The sequence below is a fragment of the Stutzerimonas stutzeri KOS6 genome (assembly GCF_000307775.2).
In the GTDB taxonomy this organism is placed as follows: Bacteria; Pseudomonadota; Gammaproteobacteria; order Pseudomonadales; family Pseudomonadaceae; genus Stutzerimonas; species Stutzerimonas stutzeri_B.
In genome coordinates this window covers 41470-65916 of sequence record NZ_KK020677.1, presented here as the reverse complement: position 1 = coordinate 65916, position 24447 = coordinate 41470, and the positions used below count along the sequence as shown (strand labels likewise).

Sequence of the window (24447 nt, the reverse complement as noted above, 5' to 3'; positions counted from 1 at the left end):
GTCTCCTCAATTCTTCAGGTAGCCGTGTTCGGCGAGAAAACCTTCGGTCAGGCTGGAAGCCTTGGGTTCTGCGGCCTTGTCGCCGAGCAGCAGGCGCTCCAGGTAGCGTGCCAGCAGGTCGACCTCCAGATTGACCTTACGGCCCGGGCGGTAGTCGGCCATGATGGTTTCGCCAAGGGTGTGCGGCACGATGGTCAGCTCGAACTCGGCGCCATCGACCGAATTGACCGTCAGGCTGGTGCCGTCGACGGTGATCGAGCCCTTGAGCGCGATGTACTTGGCCAGCTCGCGCGGGGCACGGATGCGGAACTGCACGGCGCGGGCATTATCCTCGCGCGATACGACCTCGCCGACGCCGTCGACGTGGCCGCTGACCAGATGACCGCCGAGACGGCTGGTGGGCGTAAGAGCCTTTTCCAGGTTGACCCGGCTGCCGGCCTTGAGGTCGATGAAGGCGGTACGCGCCAGGGTTTCGCGGCTGACATCGGCCCAGAAGCCGTTGCCCGGCAGCTCGACCGCAGTCAGGCAGACGCCATTGACCGCGATGCTGTCGCCCAGTTTGACGTCGCCCAGATCCAGCTTGCCGGTTTCGACCAGCACGCGAACGTCACCGCCCTTGGGCGTCAGGGCACGAATGGTGCCGATGGCTTCGATTATTCCGGTGAACATGTGGCCTCCCGTGGAAGGCTGATAAGACACTGCATATGACGAACTCCTGTTTTCAGAAAAACAGGGCGCTACGGATCGATAGGGATGCATGACGGACGCACGGATGGCGCCCATCGGGATATCCCGCTCTCTCTCATCCGGACTATACCGTCGGCCCCGGAATCACACCGGGTCTGCTGACCTTGCCTAGGCAAGCGCTCGCGGGCTAGACGCGATTGAAAGCTACTGCGTGCAGAGCATGCGGCGTTGTAGTCCTCATCTGAATGCTCATTTACCGCAGTCTCGTTGACCGCCGTAAAGCCTGCTTTCTCGTCGGATTACGCCTTGCCCTGCGCTCGCTACGCTTTCTCCCTTTTCAGTTGCGTCATTACCGCCGGTGGGGAATCGCACCCCGCCCTGAGAACGTTGGGCCGCTTGCGGCCCGGCAGCGTTTTTAACACAAATAGCGGCGCGGAGCAGCTTGTTATAGCCCGATAGCAGCTATGGGAATGCATGACCCAGGCTATCGGCAGGCGCAGCCGACGCGCGTTGCGATCAGTTGGTCGGGCGCGCCACGATCTTCCAGTCGTCACCCACCGCACGGATGTCGACGATCTTCAGTTCGCGGGCCTCGCTCATCCGCTCCAGAGGCAACTCCAGCAGAGGCCGTGCCGAGGAGCCGAGGAGCTTGGCAGCCATGAATATCCGGTACTCATCGATCAACCCGAGGCTGGCGAACGCCCCGACCAGCCGCGGCCCGGCCTCGACCAGCACCTCGTTGGCCCCACGCGCAGCCAGTTCGCGCAGCAGAGCCGGCAGGTCGACCCGCTCGCGCCCCAGCACCAGCGCCTCGTGGCCAGCAGTGCGATAGGCATCCTCGCAGCCTGCCACTGTGGTGGCGACCAACGCCGCGCCGGCCTGAAAGAACGGAGCATCCAGCGGCACGCGCAGTCGCCCATCGACCAGCACCCGCTGTGGCGGGCGCTGCAGGGCCAACGCGGTCGTTTCCGCGTCCAGCCCCAGTTCGTCGCCCCGCACGGTCAGCCGCGCGGTGTCCATCAGCACGGTGTCGGCGCCAGTCAGCACCACACTGGAACGAGCCCGCAGACGCTGCACCTCGGCACGCGCCGCCGGCCCGGTGATCCACTGGCTCTCGCCGCTGGCCATCGCGGTGCGGCCGTCAAGGCTCATCGCCAGCTTGGCGCGAACGAACGGCAGGCCGCTTTCCATGCGTTTGATGAAGCCGCAGTTGAGTTCGCGCGCCTCGACTTCCAGCACGCCGCTGGCGACTTCGATGCCGACGCTGCGCAGCAGCTCCAGGCCGCGTCCGGCGACCTGCGGATTGGGGTCCTGCATCGCCGCGACCACACGTCCGACACCGGCCCTGACCAGCGCCTCGGCACACGGCGGCGTGCGGCCATGGTGGCTGCAGGGTTCGAGGGTGACGTAGGCGGTGGCGCCGCGGGCGCGTTCGCCGGCCTGGCGCAGCGCGTGGACTTCGGCATGCGGCTCACCGGCGCGCACGTGCCAGCCTTCGCCGACCCGCTCGCCGTCGGCGACGATGACACAACCGACCCGCGGGTTCGGATGCGTCGAATAGAGTCCCTTGCGCGCCAGTTGCAGGGCGCGGGCCATCCAGGCGTGATCGGCGCTGTTCATTCGCTCTTCGCGGGCTCGCGGGACAGCCTCTCGATTTCCTCGCGGAACTCGTTGAGGTCCTGGAAGCGGCGGTATACCGAGGCGAAGCGGATGTAGGCGACTTCGTCGAGCTTCTGCAACTCGGCCATCACCAGTTCGCCGAGCACCCGCGACTTGATCTCGCGCTCGCCAGTGGCACGCAGCTGATGCTTGATATGGGCGATGGCTGCCTCGAGGCGCTCGACACTTACAGGGCGTTTTTCCAGCGCACGCTGCATGCCGGCGCGCAGTTTCTGCTCGTCGAACGGCTGGCGGCTGCCGTCGGACTTGATCAGCCGCGGCATCACCAGCTCGGCGGTTTCGAACGTCGTGAAACGCTCGCCACAGGCCAGGCACTCGCGGCGACGGCGGACCTGATCGCCCTCGGCGACCAGACGGGAATCGATGACCTTGGTGTCGTGGGCACCGCAGAAGGGACAATGCATGGGCTGGAATCGGTCGTACGTCGGGACGGCCATGGTAGCGCATCCGACCGGCAAGACAAGGCGACGGTTTTGCTGCTATACAAGCCCGCATTTCGTCGTTCAGGAGCTCTTCCGTGTCGCCACGTCTTCTCGTTCTGCCCGCCCTGCTGACGCTGCTCGGAGGCTGCAGCAGCCAGCCCGGCGAACCGTCGGTGGCACCTGTCGAACTGAGCAGCGCCCCCCACTCGAAGCTGCTCAACGAGCTGAGCGGAAGTCTGCTTGGTGCACCGGCCGGTAGCGATGTCGAACTGGCGCTGCTCGAAGTCGATCGCCGCGATCAGCCGGATCGCCTGCTGAGCAACGTACAGCTCAAAGGCCGTGGCAGCGAGTTGCCGTTCATCCTGCAGTTCAACCCGGATGCGTTTCCGGCCGGCCAGCGCGTGGAGCTGCGCGGCCGCGTCACGCGGGCCGGCCAGCTGATCATGCGCCTGCCTGCGCGAAACATTTCCAGCCCGGCCAGCCAGGCGCTCGGACCACTGCAGCTGGTCCCCGCGCCGTGATGGTGCCGATGAAATTGCAGGCGGCACTGGGGGAATTGCTGGGCGACGCGCGCCTGGTCGCCGATCCGCTGCCAGGCACTGACCTGCGGCTCTGGCTGATCGATGCGGCCAACATGGATCGCGCCTTCAGTCCGGAGGAAACCCGGCGGATCCTCGAAGAACCACCCTACTGGTGCTTCTGCTGGGCCAGCGGCCTGGCACTGGCGCGCTGGCTGGCGGAACGCCCCGAGTGGGTCAGCGGCAAGCGTGTCCTGGATTTCGGTGCGGGCTCGGGTGTCGCCGCCATCGCCGCGGCCAGGGCCGGTGCCGCCGAAGTGGTCGCCTGCGATCTCGATCCGCTGGCACTGGCGGCCTGCCGGGAAAACGCCGCACTGAATGACGTCGAGCTACGCTATTCGCAGGACTTCTTCGGCGAAGCCGATCGCTACGACCTGATCATCGTTGCCGACGTGCTCTACGACCGTGCCAACCTGCCGCTGCTGGATGATTTCCTCAGCCGCGGCCGTGAGGCGCTGGTGGCCGATTCGCGGGTGCGCGATTTCGCCCATCCGCGCTATCGGCGGCTGGACGTACTGGATGCCTGTACCTGGCCGGACCTGGCCGAGCCGGCGGAGTTTCGTCAAGTCAGCCTCTATCACGCGACGCGTTAGAGGCAGGTTGAAATCGCGAAGCAGTTTCCATCGGTATGTGCCGCTACGAGCGGAGAGCCAGACATGTTCGACGATACCCTGCGCCTGTTTTTCGCCCTGCCCTGTCCGCCCGAGCAGGCCGCCGCAATCTGCGCGTGGCGTGACGAGCAGGCATTCGACGGACGAGCGGTGCCGCAAGACAATTTGCACATGACGCTGGCATTTCTTGGCGCACAGCCGAAGGACCGACTCGACGCGCTGCTGGCCATCGCCGACACGCTGCAGGGAACAGCGTTCGACCTCGTGCTGGACCGCCTGGCCAGCATCGGCAAGGGCTTCGTCTGCCTGCAGCCGAGCGCCACGCCAGCGGCGCTGCTGAGCCTGGTCGAAGCGCTGGACGAGCGGCTGGCCGCGCTCGGTGTGGTGCTCGACAGCCGGCCGTTCCTGCCGCATCTGACGCTGGCGCGCCAGGCGCGCAGCCGGCCATCCGCCCCGGCACCGGATTTCGCCTGGCGCGCCGAACGCTTCGTCCTCTACCTCTCGCGCAATACAGCCGATGGGCCGCGCTATGACGAACTGGGAAGCTGGCCGCTGCTGGTACCGTAGCGACCGATCAGGCCGCCATGGCACTGCAACTCAATGCGGCACTTCGATCAGAAATCGAAACAGCGCACCGTGCTGCTCCACCGCCAGGCAGTGGTAACCCTTGGCCTTGGTGTCCTCCGGGATGCCGTGCACCGACTGCGAGCAATCGGTCACCACTTCGAGCAACTCACCCGGCTGCATGGTTTGCAAGGTTTCCAGGGTAGCGATGGCGTTGTACGGGCAATGCTCGCCACGCAGATCAAGCGAGAGATTCGGTTTGGCCTGGCTCACGGGCAGGACTCCTGTTCGGTTGGAAACGACGCGCATTGAGGTGCACCAGCAACATGGCCACCGCCAGGCCGACGAAAGTCAGCAGCAATCCGCTGGCCGGGCCGAAGCTTTCCAGCAGGTTGACCTTGGGATAGGGCAGCGCCAGCGACGTGCCGAGCTCGTCCCAGTAAACCGCCACCAGCGTGCCGCCGATGACATTACCGATACCGACCACCCAGAAATGCATCTGCCCTTCCATGGCACGGTACATCCAGCCGGTTTCGCAGCCGCCGGCAACGACGATGCCGATGCCGAACAGCACCCCGCCGATGATCGCATTCGGGCCCATCCAGAAAATCTTCGGGCTGGCGCCCAGGGCAATGGCGCCGAAGGTACCGAGGCTGGCCACGGCCATGCCCAGAAGAATGCCGTAGGCCGCGCGGGTGCGGCCGGTAGTCCAGAGGTCACGTGCGGCACTGGTGAAGCAGATCTGCGCGCGTTCGATCAGTCCGCCGAACAGCAGACCGAACAGCACCGCCATGCCCAGCACCAACGAAACATCGAAGCGCCACGCCGCAAAAGCGATCGCGAGCACCGCGACCGCCGTACCGATCCGGGCCTGAATCGTCGCCCGCCGCCGCGTGCCCTCCACGTCGTCGAACAGCGAACTAGCCTGACTGCCCACTTTCAGCGGCGTGCGCAGCCAGGGCAACAGACAGATCTTCACACCGAGCCAGGCGCCGCCGACCGTGGCCAGCATGAACGCCCAGGCATGCAGCGAGAACATCGGAATCCCGGTAAAGAAGGCCGCCAGGTTGCAGCCCATCGCCAGCCGCGCGCCGAATCCGGCGATAACCCCGCCGAGCAGCCCCTGTAGCAGGCGGCGCTTGCTGGTTGGCCAGCGCAGGCTGACGTTGTTTGCCCACAACGCCGCACACAGTGCGCCAAGCAACATACCGATGATCATCACGCCATCGATACGATCGAGCGGCGTGCCGGACAAGCCGATCAGCTTGAAGTAACTCCACTCCTCGGGCCGGAAACCGAACCAGGCGATGACATGGCCACCCCAGCGGGTGAACTCACCGGTGACGGCCCAGAAGGTGCCGGTAATGGCGAAGTAGTAAGCGGAAGCGACGCCCAGCGCGACAAGCGCGGGCAACGGCGACCAGAAGCGCACGAGGTAGCGCTCCCGGAAGTCGGAGAGAACAGACATGTGAAGCTCCTTATGACGCGCGACTGCAAACGCCGCACCGGTCTAGGAAAAGGGTTGTGCCTCAATGAGCGGGCAAGCAGCCGCGACACCTGGCGGGCGCAACCATAGACCAACGGCAACCGTCATGCGAGCCCTTGCTTCCCGCGCCAGGCGACCCCACATACCATGCACGCCTTTCCTGACATTCGTCGTCCACGAGAATCCCGATGAGCCAGACGCCCTATATCTTCGATGCCACCTCCGCCAGCTTCGAACAGCTGGTACTCGAGAATTCGTTTCACAAGCCGGTGCTGGTCGACTTCTGGGCCGAATGGTGCGCGCCGTGCAAGGCGCTGATGCCGCTGCTGGCGAAGATCACCGAGGAATACCAGGGCGAACTGCTGCTGGCCAAGGTCAACTGCGACATCGAGCAGGAGGTCGTCGCCCGCTTCGGCATCCGCAGTCTGCCGACCGTGGTGCTGTTCAAGGACGGCCAGCCGGTGGACGGTTTCGCCGGTGCGCAACCGGAATCGGCCATCCGCGCCATGCTCGAGCCCCACGTGCAGGCCCCTGAGACGCCACAGGGCAACCTGCTGGAAAGCGCCCAGGCCGCCTTTGCCGAAGGCCGTTTCGCCGAGGCCGAGGCGCAGCTGCAGCAACTGCTTAGCGAAGACAACGAGAATGCAGCCGGTCTGATTCTCTATGCCCGCTGCCTGGCCGAACGGGGTGAACTGGGCGAGGCGGAAACGCTGCTCAATGCGGTGAAAGGCGACGAGCACAAGCAGGCACTGGCCGGTGCGCGCGCGCAGCTGACCTTCCTGCGCCAGGCCAACGACCTGCCGGATGCGGCCACCCTGAAGAGCCGCCTGGCGCAGAACAGCGAGGATGACGAGGCGGCTTTCCAACTGGCCATCCAGCAACTGGCTCGCCAGCAATACGAGGCGGCGCTGGACGGCCTGCTCAGGCTGTTCGTGCGCAACCGCGGCTACGCCGATGGGCAGCCGCACAAGACACTGCTACAGGTCTTCGATCTGCTGGGCAACGACCATCCGCTGGTGACGCTCTATCGTCGCAAGCTGTATCAGGCGATCTACTGACCGCCCGGCTTTGCAAAGGCGAGCGGCTCAGGACGGCTCGCCGACCCAGTGATAGCAAGCCGAGTCAGGACCGTGTTCGACTCGTACCTCGTCACAATGACGCAGGCGCACCAGCAGTCGCTTGGCCAGCTGCGCGTCGCCGGCGAGCGCTTCCAGCTCGGCGAACAACTGCGGGCCGTCCAGCTTGCCGGCGCAGCGCAGCCGTTCCCGGGCGCTGTGCCAGAGCGCGTCGGCAGCGGGTGAGGCACTCGACAGCGGCGGACTCGTCGTCGCCTCGACGACACTCACGCTGCGCGCCAGGTTCGACCAGTCCTGTTCATCCAGTTCGATCTGCAGATCGACCGGCCAATCTCCTACACGTCCGCGAACTCGAATCATGCTGCCTCCTCGGTTGTGCGCATTTCACTCACACGAGCGACACGGGCTGGTCAGCGCCGCGCAAAACTTGTTATAACGTAACAAACCCACAAATGGAGCCGACCATGCGCCACCTGCTGCTTGCCGTGCCCGTGCTTCTGCTGCCCTTGAGCTACAGCCAGGCACATGAAGAGCACCACCACCACGAGCCTGAAAACGCCGCCAGCCTGGCCGCCCACGAGCACGGTGCGGCAACCCTCAACGCCGCGCTGGATGGTAGTCGACTGGAGTTGGAGTTGATCAGCCCGGCGATGAATCTACTCGGTTTCGAACATGCACCAGCCAGCGCAGCGGATGAGGCAAAGATCGCCGACACCCGCTCGCGGCTGGAACAGCCCCAGGCATTGTTCGGGCTGCCGCCTGCCGCCGGCTGTACGCTAAGTGAGCAACAGTTTCACGGGGAACTGCTCGGCTCTACCCATGCAGGTTATCAGCGCCGTGACGAACACGGCCAGGCGCCCACGGACGAACACGCACACAACGATAGCGGCCACAGCGATATCGAGGCGCACTACCAGTTCGACTGCAGCAGCCCCGAAGCGCTGCAGCAGCTGGACCTCAAGGACATATTCGAAAGCTTCCCCGGCACGGAGAAGATTCAGGTACAACTGATCGGCCCCAACGGCCAGCGTGGCGTGGAGCTGACCCCGGCGCGCTCGCATCTGCCATTCTGAAACGACACTGGACCTCGATGACCGCTCCGTTACTTGCAATCGAAGGCCTTGGCTTCGCCTGGCCGCGCCAGGCCGAACTGCTGGATATCCCGTCCTTTCGCCTCGAACACGGCGAGAGCCTGTTTCTAAAGGGGCCGTCGGGCAGCGGCAAGACCACCCTGCTCGGGCTGATCGGCGGCGTGCAGAAGGCCAGCCGCGGCAGCATCCGCCTGCTCGACCGCGATCTCGGCAGCCTTTCGGGCGGTGCGCGTGACCGCTTGCGCGTCGATCACACCGGCTACATCTTCCAGCAATTCAATCTGCTGCCATTTCTCTCGGTACGTGAAAATGTGGCCCTGCCCTGCCACTTCTCACGCCTGCGTGCCGAACGTGCGCGCAAGCGTCACGGCAGCACGGATGCCGCTGCGGCCAGCCTGCTGGAGCATCTGGGACTGACACCTGAGTTGTTCGCACGTCGTGCCGACGCACTTTCCATCGGCCAGCAGCAGCGCGTTGCCGCTGCCCGCGCATTGATCGGCCAGCCGGAACTGGTCATCGCCGATGAGCCGACCTCCGCCTTGGATGCGGATAGTCGCGAAACCTTCCTGCAGCTACTGTTCTCCGAGTGTCGTGCAGCCGGGGCGAGCCTGCTGTTCGTCAGCCATGATCAGAGCCTCGCGCCGCTGTTCGACCGTCACCTGTCGCAGGCCGAGCTCAATCGCGCCGCGCACGTAGCGGAGTAAAGCGATGTATCTCCTGCGCCTGGCCCTGGCGAGCCTGAACAATCGCCGCTTCACCGCCCTGCTGACGGTATTCGCCATCGCACTGTCGGTGTGCCTGCTGCTCGCCGTCGAACGGGTGCGCAACGAAACCCGCGCCAGCTTCGCCAGCACCATCAGCGGCACCGATCTGGTGGTCGGCGCGCGCTCCGGCTCGGTCAATCTGTTGCTGTACTCGGTGTTTCGCATCGGCAATGCGACCAACAATATTCGCTGGGACAGCTACCAGCACTTCGCTGAACACCCGCGAGTCGACTGGGCGATTCCGATTTCCCTGGGCGATTCCCATCGCGGCTTTCGCGTGATGGGCACCAGCACCGCCTATTTCGAGCATTACCGCTACGGCCGCAAGCAGCCGTTGCAACTGGCCGAAGGCCGCGCGTTCGAACGCGATCCGTTCGAAGTGGTGCTCGGTGCCGAAGTGGCGAGCGCGCTGGGCTACCAGCTCGACGACAGCATCGTGCTGGCCCACGGTGTCGCCCGCGTCAGCCTGGTGCAGCACGATGACAAGCCGTTCCGCGTGGTCGGCGTGCTGCAGCGCACCGGCACGCCCGTCGACCGCACTCTGCACATCAGCCTGGCCGGCATGGAAGCGCTGCACGTCGACTGGCAGAACGGCATGCCGGCGCGCGGCGCAGCACGGATCGACGCCGAGCATGCGCGCCAACTCGATCTTCAGCCGCAGCAAATCACCGCCTTTCTGCTTGGCCTGAACAGCAAGATCGCGACATTTGCGCTGCAACGGGAAATCAACCAGTACCGTGGCGAGCCGCTGCTGGCGATTCTCCCCGGCGTTGCCCTGCAGGAGCTCTGGAGCCTGATGGGCACGGCCGAGAAGGCGCTGTTCGTGGTTTCGCTGTTCGTCGTGCTGACCGGCCTGATCGGCATGCTCACGGCGATCCTCACCAGCCTCAATGAGCGCCGACGGGAGATGGCGATCCTCCGCTCGGTGGGCGCTCGCCCCTGGCATATCGCAGCGCTGTTGATCATCGAGGCGTTCGGCCTGGCCCTGGCCGGCGTGCTGCTTGGGCTGGTGCTGCTGTATGTCGGCATCGCCGCGGCGCAGTCGTCCTTGCAGAGCCTGTACGGTCTGTACTTGCCACTGGCCTGGCCGAGCACCTATGAGTGGAGTCTGCTCGGCGCTATCCTGCTGGCTGCACTGCTGATGGGCAGCGTGCCGGCCTGGCGGGCCTATCGCCAATCGCTGGCCGACGGCCTGTCGATTCGACTGTGAGGAACCCGATGGCGCGCCTGCTGATCACCCTGCTGCTGCTCTGCGCACTTCCCGTGCATGGCGCGGATGTCCGCGAGCTGCAATGGGCGGAGCTGATCCCTGAAGGCGCCCCGCCAACGCCGCCACCCCTGGCCATGCATGACATGTCGCAGCTGGCCGATGCGCTCGCTGCCGAGGCCGGGCCGGCTGCCGCGCAACAGTCGCCAGCCGCGCCTGTCGTCGAAGCACTCGATGGCCAGATGGTCAAGCTGCCGGGCTATATCGTGCCGCTGGATATGACCGAGGAAGGCCGCGTCATCGAATTCCTGCTGGTACCCTACTTCGGTGCCTGCATTCATGTGCCGCCACCGCCTTCCAACCAGATCGTGCATGCCACCAGCGAACTGGGCGTTCGGGTCGATGCGCTATATGAGCCGTTCTGGATCGAGGGGCCGCTGAGCGTGGAACACGCCAGCAGCGAACTGGCGGAAGCGGGTTACCGCATGCAGGCGCAGAAGATCTATCCCTATGAGTTGCACTAATCGCAAGACGGCAGCGCGGCCATTACGCATTGCCAGCCCGATCAATGCGCGCTGGCGATCTGCTTCTCACGCTCGAAACTGAGCTCGCCTTCGGCCCACTCGCGCCATTCGCGCACGCGACGGCGTTCGGCGCCGGCCCGCTCGGCCCGCTTCAGCGCATCAAGCCCGGCCTGCCAGCGAGCCTGTTCCAGCTCGAGCTGCGCCACATTCATCCAGAACTTCGCGCTGCCGGTCTGAGTCGCCAGCTGGCGATAGATCTTCGCGGCCTCGGTGCGCTCGCGCGCCTGCCACCAAAGCATGCCCATGCGCTCCTGGCGGCTGGCACTATCCGGCAGCAAGCGTGACGCCAGCATGCCTTCGAGCAATTTGGCCCCCTGCCAGGGCTGGCCGGCAGCACTGGCCAGGGCGACCAGGTTGTCCAGTTCCGCTTCACTGAAGCGCAAGCCCTTCGCGTGCGCTGTGCGTAGCGTCGCCAGCGCGCGATCTTCCGCGCCGGCCAGTTGCTGCAGGCCGGCCAGCTGACGCCAGGCCTTGACCTGATCGGGATCGCGCAACAGCAGTCGCTGCTGCCAGCGTTCGGCAGCCTGATAACGCTTGAGCTCGGCGTTGCCGGCAACCAGAAACTGCAGCCAGGTATCGCCCGCCTGCGGATTGGCCTGCACATAACGCTCGGCCAGCGGCAGCGCCTTGGCGTGCTGGCCAAGGCCCTGGTAAGCCTGCACCAGCATTTGCAGCACCTGCTCGTCGGCCTGATTGGCCGAGCCGAGCAGACTGACCACTTTGGCGTAGCGCCCCTCGGCCAGGTTCAGCCGCGCCAGGTTCATCCGCTCGCCCGCCAGCAATTCTTCATCCAGCTTGCCGCTGGCCACGGCCTTGTCCAGCCACTCCAGCGCCTGGCGATTATTGCCTTCGGCCCAGGCCAGGTAGCCGCGGCTACGCCAGAGCAAGGCCTCTTCACTGCTGCCGGCCTTGGCGCTGACACTGTCCAGTGCCTTGCGCGCTGCACTGTAGTCACCCTTGCTCTGCGCGCTCTGCGCGCGTTCGAGCGCGACGAACACCGCCGGAGCGATGGTCTGGGCAGCCTGTGCCGAAGCACCGAGAAACAGGGACAGCACAAGCAGCAGACGAAGCATCTCAGCGTTCTCCTTGCAGGCGGAAGTGCAGGGTTTTCACGGCCTCGCGGGATACCGGCGCGCCGTTTTCGGTACGTGGCGCGAAACGCCAGCGGGATGCGGCGCGCCGCGCCTCGCGGTCGAACACGTTACGGGGTGAGGCTTCCAGCACGCGGATGTTCTCCACCCGCCCCTGCGGGTTGATGGTGAAGGCCAGCTTGATATGCCCTTCGATGCCCTGCTGCCGCGCGCGGTAGGGGTATTCCGGGCGCACGTCATTGAGCGGCATGACCTCCTGCTCGGGGCCGCCAGGCTTGCCCGCCGCTTCGACTGCAGCGCTGGCCGGTGCCGGCGCAGCGGCCGGGGCACTTTGCGCCGCCGTCAGGCCGGACAGGCTCGGCGCCGGCGCGGTCGCCACCGATATGCCGGCATCGATGCGCGGCAGGTCGAGATCGAGCTTCGGCAGGTTGGCATCGGGGGACGCCATGTTCGGCGTCGGCGGCGTAGGCGGTTGCGGCGTCTTCGGCTGCGGCGGTTGCGGCACCTGCTGGCGGGAACGCGTGGCGGTGTCCTCGTTGCGCCCGTCCATGCGCACGAAGTTGGCAATCGCCAAGGGGTCCTCCTGAATCTTGCTGCGCGGTGAATTGACCATGCTCAGCATCAGGGCGAACAGCAGCAATGCCACCAGACAGGCAGCGATGAAGGCCAGACTGAAACGGACCAGCCGCGGTTGCATCAGCGCGACCCCGTGCTGGCGGCCAGCGCGACGTCCTGCACGCCGGCCTGCCGGGCCTGGTCCATGACCTGGACGACCAGACCGGTGCGGGCATCCTGGTCAGCCTGCACGACCACTGCGCCCTCCGGCTGGTCCACCCGCAGGCGCTCCACATGCGCTCGCACGCTGCGCACGTCCACCGCCTGCTTGTCGATCCAGACCTGGCCGTCGGCGGTGACGGCGATGAGAATATTGCCCTTGTCCTGGGCGCTGGCTGTGTCCGCCTGCGGACGCTGGACCTCGACCCCGGACTCCTTGATGAAGGAGCTGGTGACGATGAAGAAGATCAGCATGATGAAGACCACATCGAGCATCGGCGTAAGGTCGATGCCGGTGTCCTCTTCCTGCTGGTAATGGTGACGGCGCATACGCATCCCGCTAATCCTCAGTCGTGACGCAGCTGGTCGGCCAGCCGGTCGAGAGACTGGCGCGCAATCCGCTCGAGGCGCGCCAGACTGAACAATCCTGTGATGGCCAGCACCATGCCGGCCATGGTCGGCAGGGTGGCCTGCCAGACCCCGGCGGCCATGCCGCGGGGGTTGCCGGTGCCACTGAGCGCCAGCACATCGAAGACGGCGATCATGCCGCTGACCGTACCGAGCAAGCCGAGCAGCGGATACATCGCTACCAGGGTCTTGCTCAGCCGTAGTGGCCCGGACAGCTGCTGCTGCGCCTGCGCCAGCCAGGCCGCGCGCACCGCCCGCTGCCAGCTGCCAGGCTCATCGGCCATCTGTGCCCAGGCCTGGCGGCGTGACTCGACCCAGTGCGGGAAGACCCGCCGCATGAACCACAGGCGCTCGAAGACAAGTGTCCAATACAGCACGCACAGGCCGGCCAGCGCCCACATCACCACACCGCCCGCGGCCATGAAGTCGAGCAGCGCATATCCGCTGTCGACCAGTCCCAGCCAGTGGGCGCGCAGATCAGTCACGGCGAGGCGCTCCAGACAGATGCAGCGCGATCAGTCCTGCGCTCTGCTGCTCCAGCAACTGGATCAACGCCTTGCTGCGACTGGCCAGCAGGCTGTGCAGGAACAGCAGCGGAATCGCCACAACCAGGCCCAGCACCGTGGTCACCAGCGCTTGCGAAATGCCGTCGGCCATCAGTCGCGAGTCGCCACCACCACTCTGGGTGATCGCCTGGAAAGTGATGATCATGCCGGTGACCGTACCCAGCAGACCGAGCAGCGGGGCCACTGCGGCGAGCAGCTTGAGCAACGGCTGGCCACGCTCCAGTGGTGGCGTTTCCTGAAGGATGGCTTCGTCCAGCTTGAGTTCCAGCGTCTCCAGGTCCGACAGCTGAGGCTTCGGTCCGAGCACGCCAATGATGCGGCCGAGCGGGTTGTCGTCGCGCGGATGGTTCAGTTCGCGCATCTGGCTGCCGACCTTGCGACCGATGCCGCCGAGGTAGACCATTCGCCAGATCGCCAGCAGCAGGCCGAGCGCGCCGAGCACCAGGATCACGCCGCCCACCAGACCACCCTGCTTGATCCGGTCCCACAGTTCCGGCTGGCGCTGCAGTTGGGCGAGCAAGGTGCCGCGGCTCGGGTCCACGGGTAGCGTGGCCAGGGCATCGGAGCTTTGCAGGTAGTCCTCGACCAGTCCCTGGCCGGACGGCTGACGTGCCGGCACCAGCAACTCGCCGGCATCGGCGTCGTAGCGCAGGAAAGCATCGCCCGTGAAAGCGGAGAAACTGCCTACACGCAATACCGGCTGCTCGCTGCGCGTTCCGTCGGCGGCCACTATCGGCAGCTGGACGCGCTCCACACGCCCGCTGGCGGCCAGGTCTTCCAGCAGCGTCATCCAGAACGCGTCCAGGTCCTCGGCCGACGGCAGCGTGCGGCTTTCCGCCAGGCTGCGCAGCTGCCCCAAGCGCGCGGGATACTGGGCATTGAGTAGGCTGTCCTGCCACTGGCCGGCGATGTCGCCCGCGCTCTGGCGCACCACACCGAACAGCTCACCCAGATGGCCGACACGCTGCGTCAACAGCTTTTCCTGCTCAAGCAGTTCGGCTTCCTGGCGGTCGAAATCGGCTTTCAACCGTTCGGCCTCGGCCTTCTGCTCGGCCAGCGCGGCACGTGCGCGGGACAGGAGTTGCTGCTGCTCGCTGCGGTCCGCGAGAAAAGCCTGTTCGCGGGCCTGCATGGCGCTGACTTCCGCCGCGCGGTCGCTGCGAATACGCTCGAGCAACTGGTCGGGACTGAGCGGCTCTGCCGCATGCACCGTGAACGGCAATAGCGCGACTAGGAAGAGGGGAAACATACGGCTCATTGCACGGCCTCCTCGGCCTGGGTCTTCACGGGCAGTTGCAGATAGGCCGGCGCCTGTTGCTGGCGGGCAATGGCTATGGCCTGCGTCAGCGGCCGCCGGGCGCTGCCGTCGAGCACCTCCCAACTGCGCGTCTGCGGATTCCACCAACCGCTCTCGTGGGCATCGAGAGTCTGGTAATAGAGCATCACCCGACCCAGCCGGAAAAATTCGACGCTGCGCGAGCCAGCATCGCCGGCCAGCTCGCCGCGCCAGGCTTCCAGCGTGCGGCCGTAGTCGCTTTCGATCTGGTAGGCCTCGAGGATGCGCCGGTACTTTTCCGCCAGGCTGACGTCGGCACGCGGGAGCAGATCCTGCAGACCCGCCAGGCGGTCGGCGCGCTCGTCAGGCAGGAACGGCAGGTCGGCCGCGATGAACTCGCCGAGCACCTCGACCATACGACTCATCTGTGGTGTCACCGCCTCCTGGGTGCGCTCGATGCTGTCCAGTTGACGCTGGAACCCGACCAGCTCCTTGCGTTGCGCCGCGGTCAGCTCTTCCAGCTGCTTGTTGTAGGCCTTCAGCGCTTCGGCCTGCTGCAGCGCGCTGCGGTACTCGTTGAGCATCTCGCGCGTGGCGTCGTCGAGCTGCTCGATCCGTGCTTGCGAAGCTTTGGCCTCGGCAGACAGGCGCTCGCTCTCATCGAGTGCAGCATCCAGCGGGGCCGCAGACAGCACCCCGGCATACAGCTGCAACCAGCATGGCAGCACCGCAACCGCCAACAGGCGGGAAATGAAGGAAGGCATGGAAGGGTCCTTGCAGACGGTCGTTAACTCAAAAGAGAAACATTATCATCTGTGAATTGACGCAAAGCAACCCGGGCATTACGTCGCAGCTGGCGAGACGGCTTTCATTGAGCTGGATCAAAAAGCCCCGGCGCTCACTCCCTACCATGGCGCCCAATCGCATTCCAACAAACGGAGCATCATCATGCGCAAGACCCTGTTCACCGCTTCCGCGCTGGCCCTGGCGCTGGCCGCACCCTTCGCCCAGGCTTTCGAGGCAGGGGACATCATTGTCCGCGCGGGTGCGGTTACCGTTGATCCGCACGAGGATAGCGGCAACATAAAAGCTGGCGGCACAGCATTGGCTGGCACGGGCGCGACCTTGGATAGCGATACTCAGCTGGGGCTGAACTTTGCTTACATGCTGACGGACAAGATCGGTATTGAACTGCTGGCCGCCACTCCGTTCAGCCACGACGTAGGCACTAAAGGCCTGGGCGGCCTCAAGCTCGGCGAGGTCAAACACTTGCCGCCGACCCTGAGCGTCGTTTACTACCCGCTCGAGAAGAACTCCGCGTTCCAGCCCTATGTTGGCGCCGGTATCAACTACACTTGGTTCTTCGATGACAAACTGACCAGCGAGGCTGAAAATTCTGCCTTGCAACTCCGCGGTCTCGATATGAAAGACTCCTGGGGCCTGGCTGCCCAAGTCGGTATGGACTACATGCTGACCGATAACGTCATGCTGAACGCCCAGGTTCGTTATATCGATATCGACACCACTGGTACGACTTACTCCGGCAATACCAAAATCAAAGTCGACGTGGACGTAGACCCCTTCGTCTACATGGTCGGTCTCGGCTACAAGTTCTGACGAACCAGCCCAGCCGGATCGCAGACAAACAAAAGGCGCCCAGGGCGCCTTTTGTGTTTTCAGAGTTCGTAACCTACAAACCCAGCAGCTTCGCCAACCCTTCACGCATGCCGGTCGGCGGCTGCGGCAGACCATAGCGCTGCAACAGCCGCGCATTGTTCGCCCGCGAATGGCGGATGTCCCCCGAGCGCGCCGCCTGGTAACTCACCTCGGGCAGCCCCCCCAGCACATCGCTGATGGCTTCGAGCAGCTGATTCAGCGAAGTAGCCTGATTCAGCCCGACATTGACCGCCCCTTCTGCTACTTCGGGCGACTCGAGCGCCTGCACCAGCACCTCGACCAAGTCGCCGACGTAGACGAAATCCCGGGTCTGCTCGCCATCACCGAACACCGCTATCGGCAAACGCTTCTGCGCCCGCTCGGTGAAGATGCTGATCACCCCGGAATATGGCGAAGACGGATCCTGTCGCGGCCCGAAGATATTGAAGAAGCGGAAGACCACCGGCTCGAGCCCATGCTGGCGGCGGTAGAAATCCAGGTAATGCTCGCTGGCCAGCTTATCCGCGGCGTAAGGCGTCAACGGCGCCTTCGGCGTGTCCTCGTCAATGGCCAGGCCTTCGCCGTTATTGCCATAGACAGCCGCGCTCGAGGCGAACAGTACCCGACGCACGCCAGCCTCGCGCATCGCCTCGCACAGATTCAGCGTGCCGATCAGATTGCTCTGATGAGTCGCGAAGGGATCGTCCACCGACGCCTGCACCGATGCCACCGCAGCCAGATGCACCACTGCACGACACCCCTGCACGGCACGACGCACGCAGTCGGCATCGGCCACATCACCGATGATCAGCTCGACGCGAGCGTCCCGCGGCAGATTCTCGCGTTTGCCGGTCGAAAGGTTGTCCAGCACACGCACGGCATCGCCACGCGCCAGTAGAGCATCGACCAGGTTGGAGCCAATGAAGCCGGCTCCGCCGGTCACCAGGATCGGGGCATCAGCCATGACGGTAGTAGCGCTCCAGCAGGCTCGGCAGGCCAGTGCGCCAAGCACGCGGCTTGATACCGAAAGTGGTGAAAATCTTCTTACAGGCGAGCACCCCATGCTGCGGTTCGGCCGCAGCATCCGAGCAGTCGGCATGGGCTACCGCCGTCAGCTTGGCTGTCGCCACATCGCGATACTTGCCGGCCTCGCCAAGCAATGCCTGGGCGACCAGCAAAGGCGTGGAGGCTTCGTGCCCGCCATAATGATAGGTACCCCACAGGGGCGCCTGGCAATCGAGCTGCTTGAGCACCGCGAGAATCACCCGGGCGGCATCGTCCACGGGCGTCGGGTTGCCGCGTCGATCGTCCGCCAGAAGGATTGGCTCGCTCTGCTCGAGCCGTTGCAGCACACGCCCCAGAACACCGTCGCGGCTGTCATCAAGCAGCCAGCCGAAACGCAGCAGCACATGCCGCGGGCATAGCGCGCGCACGCTTTGCTCAAGACGCCAAAGCGCCCTGCCCCGCGCATCCAATGGTGCCACTTCGTCCTTTTCGCTGTAGGCGGTAGTACGCGCACCGTCGAATACCCGGTAGCTCGACGGCTGCAACAGGACGAAATCATGATGCTGACAAAGCTCGGCAAGCCGCTCGACGGCGCGCTCCTGGGCCGTGAGCACGGACTCGTTGGCCTGCCCACTCTGGAACCAGTCGTAGTAGTAGGCAAGGTTGATCACGACATCCGGGCGGCTGTCGTCGAGAAGTTGAGTCAGGCTGGCGGCATCCCAGCCCTGGGCCGGCGGACGCGGCGCGAGGAAGCCGATGTCTTCCTCGGCACCGAGGCGGATGAGCGCCTGGCCCAGGGCATTGCCGCCGCCCAACAGCATCAGGCGCATTCGCATTCGCAAAAACCTAGAACGGTTATAAACACCGGAAACCCAAATGGGTGACCGAGTGAGTGAGTGGGAGGGCGTATTCTTTGGCACCTAGCATGCTGCGCCCCATTGAACTATGGACACTTTCGTAAAAATTTCTGTAAATTTTTGCCATATAGTTACAGTTTAGCACCCATAAACTTTACAAAATACCCTGGGTGACTTTGCGTTCGAGCACCACACAGAGAGATGATTAATTCCGACGAGCGGTAAGGACGCGAGCCACTACCCTGGCTTGCTGCGACTTTCGATCTCCGTCTTTGACTGCGCAGCAGGCCTGGAGAGCTCAGCTTCTAGCAGGGCTTGCAAACCAACCTGCCGTAAGAAGGCCTTGGGAGGTAGCTCAATAGCCTCTTCTACCGCTTCGAAATCCCCCACGAAGATGACCTGCACTTGGGCGCGAGTAGCTGCTGTGTAAACAAAGGTTCTGTCCAGAATACGCGACTTCCGGACGGGAATGATCACGCGCCTAAACTGAGAGCCCTGAGCTTTGTGGACGGTGATGGAATAGGCGAGTTCCAGCGAGTCGACATCGGTATCTAAGATGTAGTGTTGCACGCCCTCAAAGGTGGCTCTGCCCAGCGCAGAGACGATGCGAGGGTTCTCATCACTCCCGATGTTCACTTCTCGTGGGCTATCAAAGACCACGTTGAGCTGCCCAAGCGAGCCGTTCTGGAGGTTCCGCGCCCAATCGTTGGCCGTGAACATCACCAGATCGCCAGCACATAGGCCTGTCGCCTCGATCTCACCTGTTTCTGGATTCTCAGCGAGCAGTGGCTGGCTGTGATCCGCGTATTTGCCGTGGCAGACCCGATTGATCGCATCCACGCCAGCAAAGCCGCAAGACTTGGTAGCCGAGAGAATCTGGGTGTTCCCCGCGTCTTGCTCGTACAGCCTGATTACTGTCGAAAGTATCTCTGCGTCAGGGCATGGCAGGAACACCACATCATCGTGCTCGTCGGCACTGAACGAAGGACGCAACCCTTCCCGGATGCGTCGCGCCGCAACAGGAATTGAGGATTCCTTAGCTTGGCGCTTTACCTCAACCAACTCAGTCGTCGGCACTCCAGCAAGCCTGCACAGCACGTGTAGGATCAGCCCGGCTCCGATTGGGGGCAATTGGTATGGATCACCCACGAGAATCACCTGGCAATCGGGCGGCAGCTTCTGAACCAACCGGAAGAAGGTGACCAGATCAAGCATTGATGCCTCGTCGATGACAATGATTGGCGCTGGCCCCATGTCCTTCTCGGTCACCCTCTTCAAGAACCCGGCAATGGTCGTCGCTTCCTCGCCAGTAGCCTCGATCATCCGTGCAGTAGCCCGGCCAGAAAGCGCCATCTGGAAGCGTGGGAGGCCAGTCGTATCCAAGGCCCTATACAGGGCCTTAAGCACGGTTGTCTTGCCGACGCCAGCACCACCGGTGATCACGCTGAAGCGCGTCGAAAACGACGTATTCACGGCGTCGCGCTGAGCTTGGTTCAGACCGAACGACGGTAGCCCCAGGAACGCCCTCTCCCCTTCCTCAAACTGCGCGATGACTTCACTGACATCCACAGGGAACAGCTGGGGTTGAAGTGATGGGGTGACTATCAAATCCCGGATGAACTCGGCGCAACGACGCTCCATGAGCCAGGATCCCGGAGCGAAGAGCATTGGGCCCAACAGCGCCAGATCCTGAAACACAAACTGCCCAGCTGCGCCCCCATCCATTAGGGCTTTGGCTAGCGCTTCACTAGGCGCAGCATGAGGCTTGATCAACTGGCGGACAGTGGAATGGAGGTCTGCCAATGAGCTACAGGTGTGTCCCTTCTCAGAAGCCCGGTACAGGGCTTCTTCCAGCGCCGCAGTGATCCTGCGAGGATCATCCAGGGTCAGGCCAAAGCTATCCCTGGCGACGCTATCCACCACAGCCCAATCGCCTGCAAAGCTGAGAAGGCGATACGGGTCTGCGAGCAAGGCAGCGATGGTGTTCTTTTTGTGGAAGCGAATAGCCTTCCTGGCGAGCACCAGGGGGATTTTCTTGTCCTGAACGAAGCGGAGTGTCTTGGCGTCACCGTCCTCACTCCAGCGCGAGAACATCCCTTCCCGCACTTCCTCGGTGGGGATGATCATCGAGATAGCGCAGTGATCGGCCTCATCCAGTGCGTTGTACAGCCGCTCTCCGAGGGCATCCCAAAGCCGCGTGGCCTTAACCTCCCCCACGCCCTTGACGTTATCGCCTATCCACTGGATGAGCTGGGATCCACTAGGGCGGACAAGCCGGATATCTTGAGCATCAACCGTCATCTCGTTGATCGCGAAGGCGCCATGCTTCCTCAGGACAGTACTGGCCTCGCCGTATACATCGAATATTCCACCTACAGAGATATCAGAACGCCTGGCGATGGCATCCGCAACCTTGATGACCACAGGGCTGGAGCGGTCATTAATGCCCTTCTGGATGTCCATACGGTGACCGTATGCAATGCACCCCTTGCGATTAACAGAGCGAATGCTGGTGACTCGCACGCTGATATTGATCAAGTTGGGGACAACGGCGTTCACCGGGGCATCCTGCCGGTTTCTTCTAAGAACTCGGTCATAAGCGTGTAGCGAGTGAGCATCTGCTTTGCAGCCTGGAGCTCGGCACGCAGGGCTGCATTTTCTTGCTCCAATGAGTTCAGGCGCTGGCCGTCTTGCCGCCGCTGCTTGGCATCGCCGTCACGCAGTGGAGGCTCGACCTTCTGTCCAGCAGGCAGAGAGGCCACGAGAGGGGCTAGAACCCCGGCAGCTCGCAGCTCGTTCTCCAGCGCCTCTAGCGCCTGGCGAATTGCGGGGTTCTGCGTCAGCGCGCTCTTGCCGAACCCGCACTCAGCAGCGATCTCAGAACGCTTCAGCTTGCCGCGATGCACGTACTCAAGGAAGTCGCCATCAGACTTGGAGGTCGACCAGGCGAGGAACGCGGCCAGGTTTTCTTCGGCGATCTGCTGTCCGTTGGCCATTAGGACTTCTTCTCCGATGAGTTACGGTCAACAAACGGCAGCGGAGCGTCCAGCTTCTCTTGCGAGACGTTGTGCTTGTGGGCGTTGTACTGCCAACGCATGAATTGCTCCAACAGCCGGGCGTTCTCACGCTCCAGCCTGTAGTTCTCAGCCTCCAGCCGGCGAATCCTTTGTTCGGCAATACTGAGGCTTGGTGGACGCTTCGTTGAAACGAACCCTGATTTCAAGCGGGCCTTCTGGTGGGTGAAAGCGCTCTTGATTCGCTCGTGTGAGTTCAGTGTCTGACGGGTGGGCCGAGACCCAATCAGCGGCTCAACAGCATCGCAAAGAGCCTCCCACCCCAGCTTCCCTTCCCAGCCATCGATCAGCTTCACAATCAGATCAAGATCTTTCGCGCTCAGATGTTTGGCCATTGATTAAACCCCCAGCAGAGCACGAAGCTCGTCCATGCCTGGCTCGGCCTCCTTAGGTGCTGGCAGGCTTGGGGCGGCTGAGCGAGCAGCAATAGCGCGCTTAAGCGGACTGAACTCTTGATCACTGTTCAGGCGGATGATCGTCCCATCAAGGGTCTCTTTCGATTCCAGGATTGCGATGAGCTGATCAACCCTTTCAAGTGTTTTGATCTGGTGTGCGCTCCACCGATCAGCCCCGTAGATTCCGTCCTCATTTGCACTCTGGGCCTTAACAAGCTGATCCCAAATTGCATCACGATGCGCCTTCAAACGCTCCAGCTTAACGGCCTCGCCCTTCACACAAGCATGCTCGGTGCAGTTCAAGCAGTCCCGGTGCTTCTGGCAGGGAAGCATTGAGTAGTCATGCACACAGAAACCGAAGATGGTGACGTGGGCTACGCCATCGCCAACCGCTTCGAGATCAGCCAGTGTTACTGGTAAGTTCTGCCTAACCTTTCCCAGAGCAGTGCCGATCCCAGCGTCCCTAGCCATCTCGACGTGCTCTTCGTCGCTCATGTGGTTGTAGGTAGCGTTCTGGTGAATGTTTTTGCGGCCCGACCACTTGGCAATGGCCAACTGCCCCATGTCGCCTCGATTAGCGATGGTGTTCAGGAAGTGCCTGATCTGGTGCGAAGCCATCGAGATGGGGGTTCCGTCGACGTTCTTGTAGCCGTAGCGCTCCCAGATGCTGCGCTCTTGGCCGTCGATGTAGTTGATGTCCGTGGTGAACGTACTTTTCCCAGGGGCCCAAACAATAACGCGGCTCGTGGATAGATCGTCTCGTAACTCGTTCCGCCTATAGCAGCAAAGCGCTTCGCTATACTTGATGTGGCGCTCTTTATTCAGCCATGGCCAGCCTTTCGGTAACCTGCTGTGAACAAACTCATTCAGAAATGCCAAAGTGACGAAGCCGTTTTTGGCGTAGAACTCCTTGAACGGCGCATAAGACTTCAGCATTTGCTTCAAAGCACTCTGAGGGGAATTCCCCGGCAAAAGCCCCAGAGCAGCCAATGCCTGGACGGGCGTTAATGGGTGATGCTCGCCGACATTGGGACAGTCCTCATGTCGATAAAATTTATCAGGATGAGCCTCTAGCCACTGAGCCAGTTTCCGGCCTGGCGCCGACAATTCAGTGAGACGTCGAACAGCTTCTTCGACGACCTCAATCATGACGGTCGGAATCCACTTGATATCGGACTCATAGCCTTTACCGGCATAGAATCGGAGTCCGACTCGTTCCATCCCGGTCTTAGGATCACGCTCCCGGTGGAGGCAGTTCAACGGTAGCTCTTGAACCTCGGTAATTCGCGACGGCGCGCTGGCACACAAGGCGAAAATCGACGTTGTGAAGCGATCCCTTGGCGCTTGTAGGTCGTTAAAGAACATCTCCGCCATGGCCTCTAGAGCGCCTTCTGGGGGCATCTTTTCTTCGCGCTTCTGCTTTGCAATCGCGTCCGTGCGATGAATTTCCTGCGGCTTTCTGATGGGGTTCTTCCAAACAAGCGGGGCTGCAATGATCCCGCTCTCGTTAAGGAACTCAACCAGCTTCACCAGATTGATGCTCGCCTGATAGCTGGAGGATCCATACGCCGCAGCGACCCTGCCGGCCTCATCCAGCACACTCAGATCTGTCAGCGTGATGTCTGCACATCCCTTGACCGTTAAGAGCGCCTCCTCAATACAGCGGATAGCCTTGAACTCGTTCTTCAGCTTGTTGGGGTTATGCCCCTGTTGATAGCGCACATATGCCTTAGCGAAGGACATGATGTCGGCGCTCAACAGCTGAGCTTCTGTGTAGCCGCGAGAAGGCGCTCCTTTCTTAGTGAAGTTACCGACACCAGGCCAGGCGTGGCTGTGCCAATTGAGATCCTCACCGAAGACTGTGAGCTGATCTCGGCACCTGAGCACGAACTCGTTGAGGTTCTCGCGGCAGGTTAGCTGGGTTTTGGGGACGAATAGGAAGACGTTAGACATGCACAGGCTCGCTCTTCATCGCGTTACAGCGAGTGACAACATCACTAACCGCTAGAATGAGCCGATCGTTCACAGAAGCGACCTTTGGGTCACCTGTTGCCTGAAGAACGCTGTCTCGCTCGCTGATCAGCTGATCCAGCACGAGTTCATGAGGGCCTTCCAGCCACGGCTGGAAGTGGGCGCATGTGTAGCAGGCGACAGGAGCCAGTGCACCACAGAAGCCAAAGCTTCCACAGCTGCCGACATTGCCACCCGAACTGTATATCCGGCTGGTGGGATCCCCTCCTCTATGAGCAGCAGCCTCATTGACCACAAGCACCCCTCTGAACGCCTGGGCGAGAGGTGCAAGCTGCAAGGCCACAGCCTTGTCGATTTGCTCGACGAATTCAGGGATGTTTCTAACGTACACGCTCGCGTTTTGAGTATCTGAGTGATCTAGCGCCTCGGCGATGACGTATTCCCCTTTGCCCTCTCTGGCGAGGTTAGTTCCGAGGGTGTATCGGAAGCGAGTAGGGTTCATGTGAGTAATAGCGCCTGTCCGCTCGCTAATTACAGCCACCTGAGACTTAACGGTATTCATTGCGTATGTGATCGCTGAAGTCGGCGCATGTAAGAAATCACCTGAGAGCAACTCCTCTAGGG

At 62.9% G+C, this 24447-nt stretch carries 27 protein-coding genes, 1 pseudogene and 1 riboswitch; of the genes and pseudogenes, 9 read left to right on the top strand and 19 right to left on the bottom strand.

Annotated elements, in window-relative coordinates; translation table 11 throughout:
* Positions 1–6: 6 nt before the first annotated feature.
* The 3 genes from B597_RS40785 to nrdR form a co-directional block, all read right to left on the bottom strand.
* Complete coding sequence (locus B597_RS40785) at positions 7–669, bottom strand: riboflavin synthase (RefSeq protein WP_003292238.1); 663 nt, start codon at positions 667–669, stop codon at positions 7–9.
* Between the two features lie 121 nt (positions 670–790).
* Positions 791–1077, bottom strand: a riboswitch (FMN riboswitch).
* A 126-nt stretch (positions 1078–1203) separates the two neighbouring features.
* On the bottom strand, positions 1204–2307 hold the full coding sequence (gene ribD, locus B597_RS40780; RefSeq protein ID WP_024162383.1) for a bifunctional diaminohydroxyphosphoribosylaminopyrimidine deaminase/5-amino-6-(5-phosphoribosylamino)uracil reductase RibD: 1104 nt from the start codon (positions 2305–2307) through the stop codon (positions 1204–1206).
* Positions 2304–2771, bottom strand: coding sequence for a transcriptional regulator NrdR (gene nrdR / locus B597_RS40775; protein ID WP_003293074.1), 468 nt, complete (start codon positions 2769–2771; stop codon positions 2304–2306). Before nrdR ends, ribD begins: the two co-directional genes overlap by 4 nt.
* Before the next feature lie 113 nt (positions 2772–2884).
* Here nrdR and B597_RS40770 point away from each other — a divergent pair, with 113 nt between their 5' ends.
* From B597_RS40770 to thpR, 3 genes are all read left to right on the top strand, one after another.
* The gene (locus B597_RS40770) at positions 2885–3310 is read left to right on the top strand and encodes a YbaY family lipoprotein (RefSeq protein WP_003293075.1); all 426 of its coding nucleotides are present in this window, start codon (positions 2885–2887) and stop codon (positions 3308–3310) included.
* The gene (locus B597_RS40765) at positions 3310–3960 is read left to right on the top strand and encodes a class I SAM-dependent methyltransferase (protein ID WP_003293077.1); all 651 of its coding nucleotides are present in this window, start codon (positions 3310–3312) and stop codon (positions 3958–3960) included. Before B597_RS40770 ends, B597_RS40765 begins: the two co-directional genes overlap by 1 nt.
* A gap of 63 nt (positions 3961–4023) precedes the next feature.
* Positions 4024–4545, top strand: a complete 522-nt coding sequence (gene thpR / locus B597_RS40760) for an RNA 2',3'-cyclic phosphodiesterase (protein ID WP_024162382.1) — start codon at positions 4024–4026, stop codon at positions 4543–4545.
* 30 nt (positions 4546–4575) lie between these two features.
* Here thpR and yedF read toward each other — a convergent pair whose 3' ends face one another.
* Both yedF and yedE read right to left on the bottom strand, forming a co-directional pair.
* Positions 4576–4815: a sulfurtransferase-like selenium metabolism protein YedF gene (gene yedF / locus B597_RS40755; RefSeq protein WP_003293080.1), complete on the bottom strand. Its 240-nt coding sequence runs from the start codon at positions 4813–4815 to the stop codon at positions 4576–4578.
* Positions 4784–6010, bottom strand: a complete 1227-nt coding sequence (gene yedE / locus B597_RS40750; RefSeq protein ID WP_003293081.1) for a selenium metabolism membrane protein YedE/FdhT — start codon at positions 6008–6010, stop codon at positions 4784–4786. Before yedE ends, yedF begins: the two co-directional genes overlap by 32 nt.
* A 206-nt stretch (positions 6011–6216) precedes the next feature.
* On the opposite strand from yedE, the gene trxA reads away from it, so the two are divergent.
* Positions 6217–7086, top strand: coding sequence for a thioredoxin (gene trxA / locus B597_RS40745; RefSeq protein WP_003293083.1), 870 nt, complete (start codon positions 6217–6219; stop codon positions 7084–7086).
* Positions 7087–7113: 27 nt separating this feature from the next.
* On the opposite strand, the gene B597_RS40740 is transcribed toward trxA, so the two are convergent.
* Complete coding sequence (locus B597_RS40740) at positions 7114–7464, bottom strand: hypothetical protein (protein ID WP_003293084.1); 351 nt, start codon at positions 7462–7464, stop codon at positions 7114–7116.
* Between the two features lie 92 nt (positions 7465–7556).
* Here B597_RS40740 and B597_RS40735 point away from each other — a divergent pair, with 92 nt between their 5' ends.
* Genes B597_RS40735 through B597_RS40720 form a run of 4 tightly spaced genes read left to right on the top strand, consistent with a single transcriptional unit; the run spans position 7557 to position 10690 of the window.
* Positions 7557–8177, top strand: a complete 621-nt coding sequence (locus tag B597_RS40735; protein WP_003293085.1) for a DUF2796 domain-containing protein — start codon at positions 7557–7559, stop codon at positions 8175–8177.
* 17 nt (positions 8178–8194) lie between these two features.
* Complete coding sequence (locus tag B597_RS40730; RefSeq protein ID WP_003293086.1) at positions 8195–8899, top strand: ABC transporter ATP-binding protein; 705 nt, start codon at positions 8195–8197, stop codon at positions 8897–8899.
* A gap of 4 nt (positions 8900–8903) precedes the next feature.
* The gene (locus B597_RS40725; protein ID WP_003293088.1) at positions 8904–10169 is read left to right on the top strand and encodes an ABC transporter permease; all 1266 of its coding nucleotides are present in this window, start codon (positions 8904–8906) and stop codon (positions 10167–10169) included.
* Positions 10170–10177: 8 nt separating this feature from the next.
* Entirely contained in the window at positions 10178–10690 is a 513-nt protein-coding gene (locus B597_RS40720; protein ID WP_003293090.1) for a DUF3299 domain-containing protein, read from the top strand.
* Positions 10691–10731: 41 nt separating this feature from the next.
* Here B597_RS40720 and B597_RS40715 read toward each other — a convergent pair whose 3' ends face one another.
* Genes B597_RS40715 through B597_RS40690 form a run of 6 tightly spaced genes read right to left on the bottom strand, consistent with a single transcriptional unit; the run spans position 10732 to position 15629 of the window.
* Positions 10732–11823, bottom strand: a complete 1092-nt coding sequence (locus B597_RS40715; RefSeq protein WP_003293092.1) for a tetratricopeptide repeat protein — start codon at positions 11821–11823, stop codon at positions 10732–10734.
* Between the two features lies 1 nt (position 11824).
* The gene (locus tag B597_RS40710; protein ID WP_003293095.1) at positions 11825–12538 is read right to left on the bottom strand and encodes an energy transducer TonB; all 714 of its coding nucleotides are present in this window, start codon (positions 12536–12538) and stop codon (positions 11825–11827) included.
* A complete protein-coding gene (locus tag B597_RS40705) occupies positions 12538–12951 on the bottom strand; it encodes an ExbD/TolR family protein (RefSeq protein WP_024162380.1) in 414 nt (137 codons plus the stop codon). The genes B597_RS40710 and B597_RS40705 overlap by 1 nt, the downstream gene beginning before the upstream one ends.
* Positions 12952–12962: 11 nt before the next feature.
* A complete protein-coding gene (locus tag B597_RS40700) occupies positions 12963–13508 on the bottom strand; it encodes a MotA/TolQ/ExbB proton channel family protein (RefSeq protein WP_003293098.1) in 546 nt (181 codons plus the stop codon).
* Positions 13501–14847, bottom strand: coding sequence for a MotA/TolQ/ExbB proton channel family protein (locus B597_RS40695; protein WP_003293100.1), 1347 nt, complete (start codon positions 14845–14847; stop codon positions 13501–13503). The genes B597_RS40700 and B597_RS40695 overlap by 8 nt, the downstream gene beginning before the upstream one ends.
* Positions 14844–15629, bottom strand: coding sequence for a DUF3450 domain-containing protein (locus tag B597_RS40690; protein WP_003293101.1), 786 nt, complete (start codon positions 15627–15629; stop codon positions 14844–14846). Before B597_RS40690 ends, B597_RS40695 begins: the two co-directional genes overlap by 4 nt.
* Positions 15630–15813: 184 nt before the next feature.
* Between B597_RS40690 and B597_RS40685 the strand changes: the two genes are divergently transcribed.
* Complete coding sequence (locus B597_RS40685; protein WP_003293103.1) at positions 15814–16482, top strand: OmpW/AlkL family protein; 669 nt, start codon at positions 15814–15816, stop codon at positions 16480–16482.
* 73 nt (positions 16483–16555) lie between these two features.
* Here B597_RS40685 and B597_RS40680 read toward each other — a convergent pair whose 3' ends face one another.
* The 7 genes and pseudogenes from B597_RS40680 to B597_RS40650 all read right to left on the bottom strand — a co-directional run.
* On the bottom strand, positions 16556–17485 hold the full coding sequence (locus B597_RS40680; RefSeq protein ID WP_024162379.1) for an NAD-dependent epimerase/dehydratase family protein: 930 nt from the start codon (positions 17483–17485) through the stop codon (positions 16556–16558).
* Positions 17478–18362: a sugar nucleotide-binding protein gene (locus tag B597_RS40675; RefSeq protein ID WP_003293106.1), complete on the bottom strand. Its 885-nt coding sequence runs from the start codon at positions 18360–18362 to the stop codon at positions 17478–17480. Before B597_RS40675 ends, B597_RS40680 begins: the two co-directional genes overlap by 8 nt.
* 258 nt (positions 18363–18620) lie before the next feature.
* A complete protein-coding gene (locus B597_RS40670; protein WP_024162378.1) occupies positions 18621–20942 on the bottom strand; it encodes an ATP-dependent DNA helicase in 2322 nt (773 codons plus the stop codon).
* The gene (locus B597_RS40665; RefSeq protein WP_003293107.1) at positions 20939–21379 is read right to left on the bottom strand and encodes a VPA1267 family protein; all 441 of its coding nucleotides are present in this window, start codon (positions 21377–21379) and stop codon (positions 20939–20941) included. The genes B597_RS40670 and B597_RS40665 overlap by 4 nt, the downstream gene beginning before the upstream one ends.
* Positions 21379–21792: a hypothetical protein gene (locus B597_RS40660; RefSeq protein ID WP_003293109.1), complete on the bottom strand. Its 414-nt coding sequence runs from the start codon at positions 21790–21792 to the stop codon at positions 21379–21381. Before B597_RS40660 ends, B597_RS40665 begins: the two co-directional genes overlap by 1 nt.
* A 3-nt stretch (positions 21793–21795) precedes the next feature.
* Positions 21796–23805, bottom strand: a complete 2010-nt coding sequence (locus B597_RS40655; protein ID WP_003293111.1) for a hypothetical protein — start codon at positions 23803–23805, stop codon at positions 21796–21798.
* Positions 23798–24447: pseudogene (locus B597_RS40650) on the bottom strand (tyrosine-type recombinase/integrase); the annotation flags it as partial. The pseudogene B597_RS40650 and the gene B597_RS40655, both read right to left, overlap by 8 nt.

Excerpts from the sequence above, each read along its gene's own strand:
- B597_RS40785 (WP_003292238.1), bottom strand. The coding sequence starts at position 669 with ATGTTCACCGGAATAATCGAAGCCATCGGCACCATTCGTGCCCTGACG.
- ribD (WP_024162383.1), bottom strand. The coding sequence starts at position 2,307 with ATGAACAGCGCCGATCACGCCTGGATGGCCCGCGCCCTGCAACTGGCG.
- nrdR (WP_003293074.1), bottom strand. The coding sequence starts at position 2,771 with ATGCATTGTCCCTTCTGCGGTGCCCACGACACCAAGGTCATCGATTCC.
- B597_RS40765 (WP_003293077.1), top strand. The coding sequence starts at position 3,310 with ATGGTGCCGATGAAATTGCAGGCGGCACTGGGGGAATTGCTGGGCGAC.
- thpR (WP_024162382.1), top strand. The coding sequence starts at position 4,024 with ATGTTCGACGATACCCTGCGCCTGTTTTTCGCCCTGCCCTGTCCGCCC.
- yedE (WP_003293081.1), bottom strand. The coding sequence starts at position 6,010 with ATGTCTGTTCTCTCCGACTTCCGGGAGCGCTACCTCGTGCGCTTCTGG.
- trxA (WP_003293083.1), top strand. The coding sequence starts at position 6,217 with ATGAGCCAGACGCCCTATATCTTCGATGCCACCTCCGCCAGCTTCGAA.
- B597_RS40740 (WP_003293084.1), bottom strand. The coding sequence starts at position 7,464 with ATGATTCGAGTTCGCGGACGTGTAGGAGATTGGCCGGTCGATCTGCAG.
- B597_RS40735 (WP_003293085.1), top strand. The coding sequence starts at position 7,557 with ATGGAGCCGACCATGCGCCACCTGCTGCTTGCCGTGCCCGTGCTTCTG.
- B597_RS40730 (WP_003293086.1), top strand. The coding sequence starts at position 8,195 with ATGACCGCTCCGTTACTTGCAATCGAAGGCCTTGGCTTCGCCTGGCCG.
- B597_RS40725 (WP_003293088.1), top strand. The coding sequence starts at position 8,904 with ATGTATCTCCTGCGCCTGGCCCTGGCGAGCCTGAACAATCGCCGCTTC.
- B597_RS40720 (WP_003293090.1), top strand. The coding sequence starts at position 10,178 with ATGGCGCGCCTGCTGATCACCCTGCTGCTGCTCTGCGCACTTCCCGTG.
- B597_RS40715 (WP_003293092.1), bottom strand. The coding sequence starts at position 11,823 with ATGCTTCGTCTGCTGCTTGTGCTGTCCCTGTTTCTCGGTGCTTCGGCA.
- B597_RS40710 (WP_003293095.1), bottom strand. The coding sequence starts at position 12,538 with ATGCAACCGCGGCTGGTCCGTTTCAGTCTGGCCTTCATCGCTGCCTGT.
- B597_RS40705 (WP_024162380.1), bottom strand. The coding sequence starts at position 12,951 with ATGCGTATGCGCCGTCACCATTACCAGCAGGAAGAGGACACCGGCATC.
- B597_RS40695 (WP_003293100.1), bottom strand. The coding sequence starts at position 14,847 with ATGAGCCGTATGTTTCCCCTCTTCCTAGTCGCGCTATTGCCGTTCACG.
- B597_RS40690 (WP_003293101.1), bottom strand. The coding sequence starts at position 15,629 with ATGCCTTCCTTCATTTCCCGCCTGTTGGCGGTTGCGGTGCTGCCATGC.
- B597_RS40685 (WP_003293103.1), top strand. The coding sequence starts at position 15,814 with ATGCGCAAGACCCTGTTCACCGCTTCCGCGCTGGCCCTGGCGCTGGCC.
- B597_RS40680 (WP_024162379.1), bottom strand. The coding sequence starts at position 17,485 with ATGGCTGATGCCCCGATCCTGGTGACCGGCGGAGCCGGCTTCATTGGC.
- B597_RS40675 (WP_003293106.1), bottom strand. The coding sequence starts at position 18,362 with ATGCGAATGCGCCTGATGCTGTTGGGCGGCGGCAATGCCCTGGGCCAG.
- B597_RS40665 (WP_003293107.1), bottom strand. The coding sequence starts at position 21,379 with ATGGCCAACGGACAGCAGATCGCCGAAGAAAACCTGGCCGCGTTCCTC.
- B597_RS40660 (WP_003293109.1), bottom strand. The coding sequence starts at position 21,792 with ATGGCCAAACATCTGAGCGCGAAAGATCTTGATCTGATTGTGAAGCTG.
- B597_RS40655 (WP_003293111.1), bottom strand. The coding sequence starts at position 23,805 with ATGTCTAACGTCTTCCTATTCGTCCCCAAAACCCAGCTAACCTGCCGC.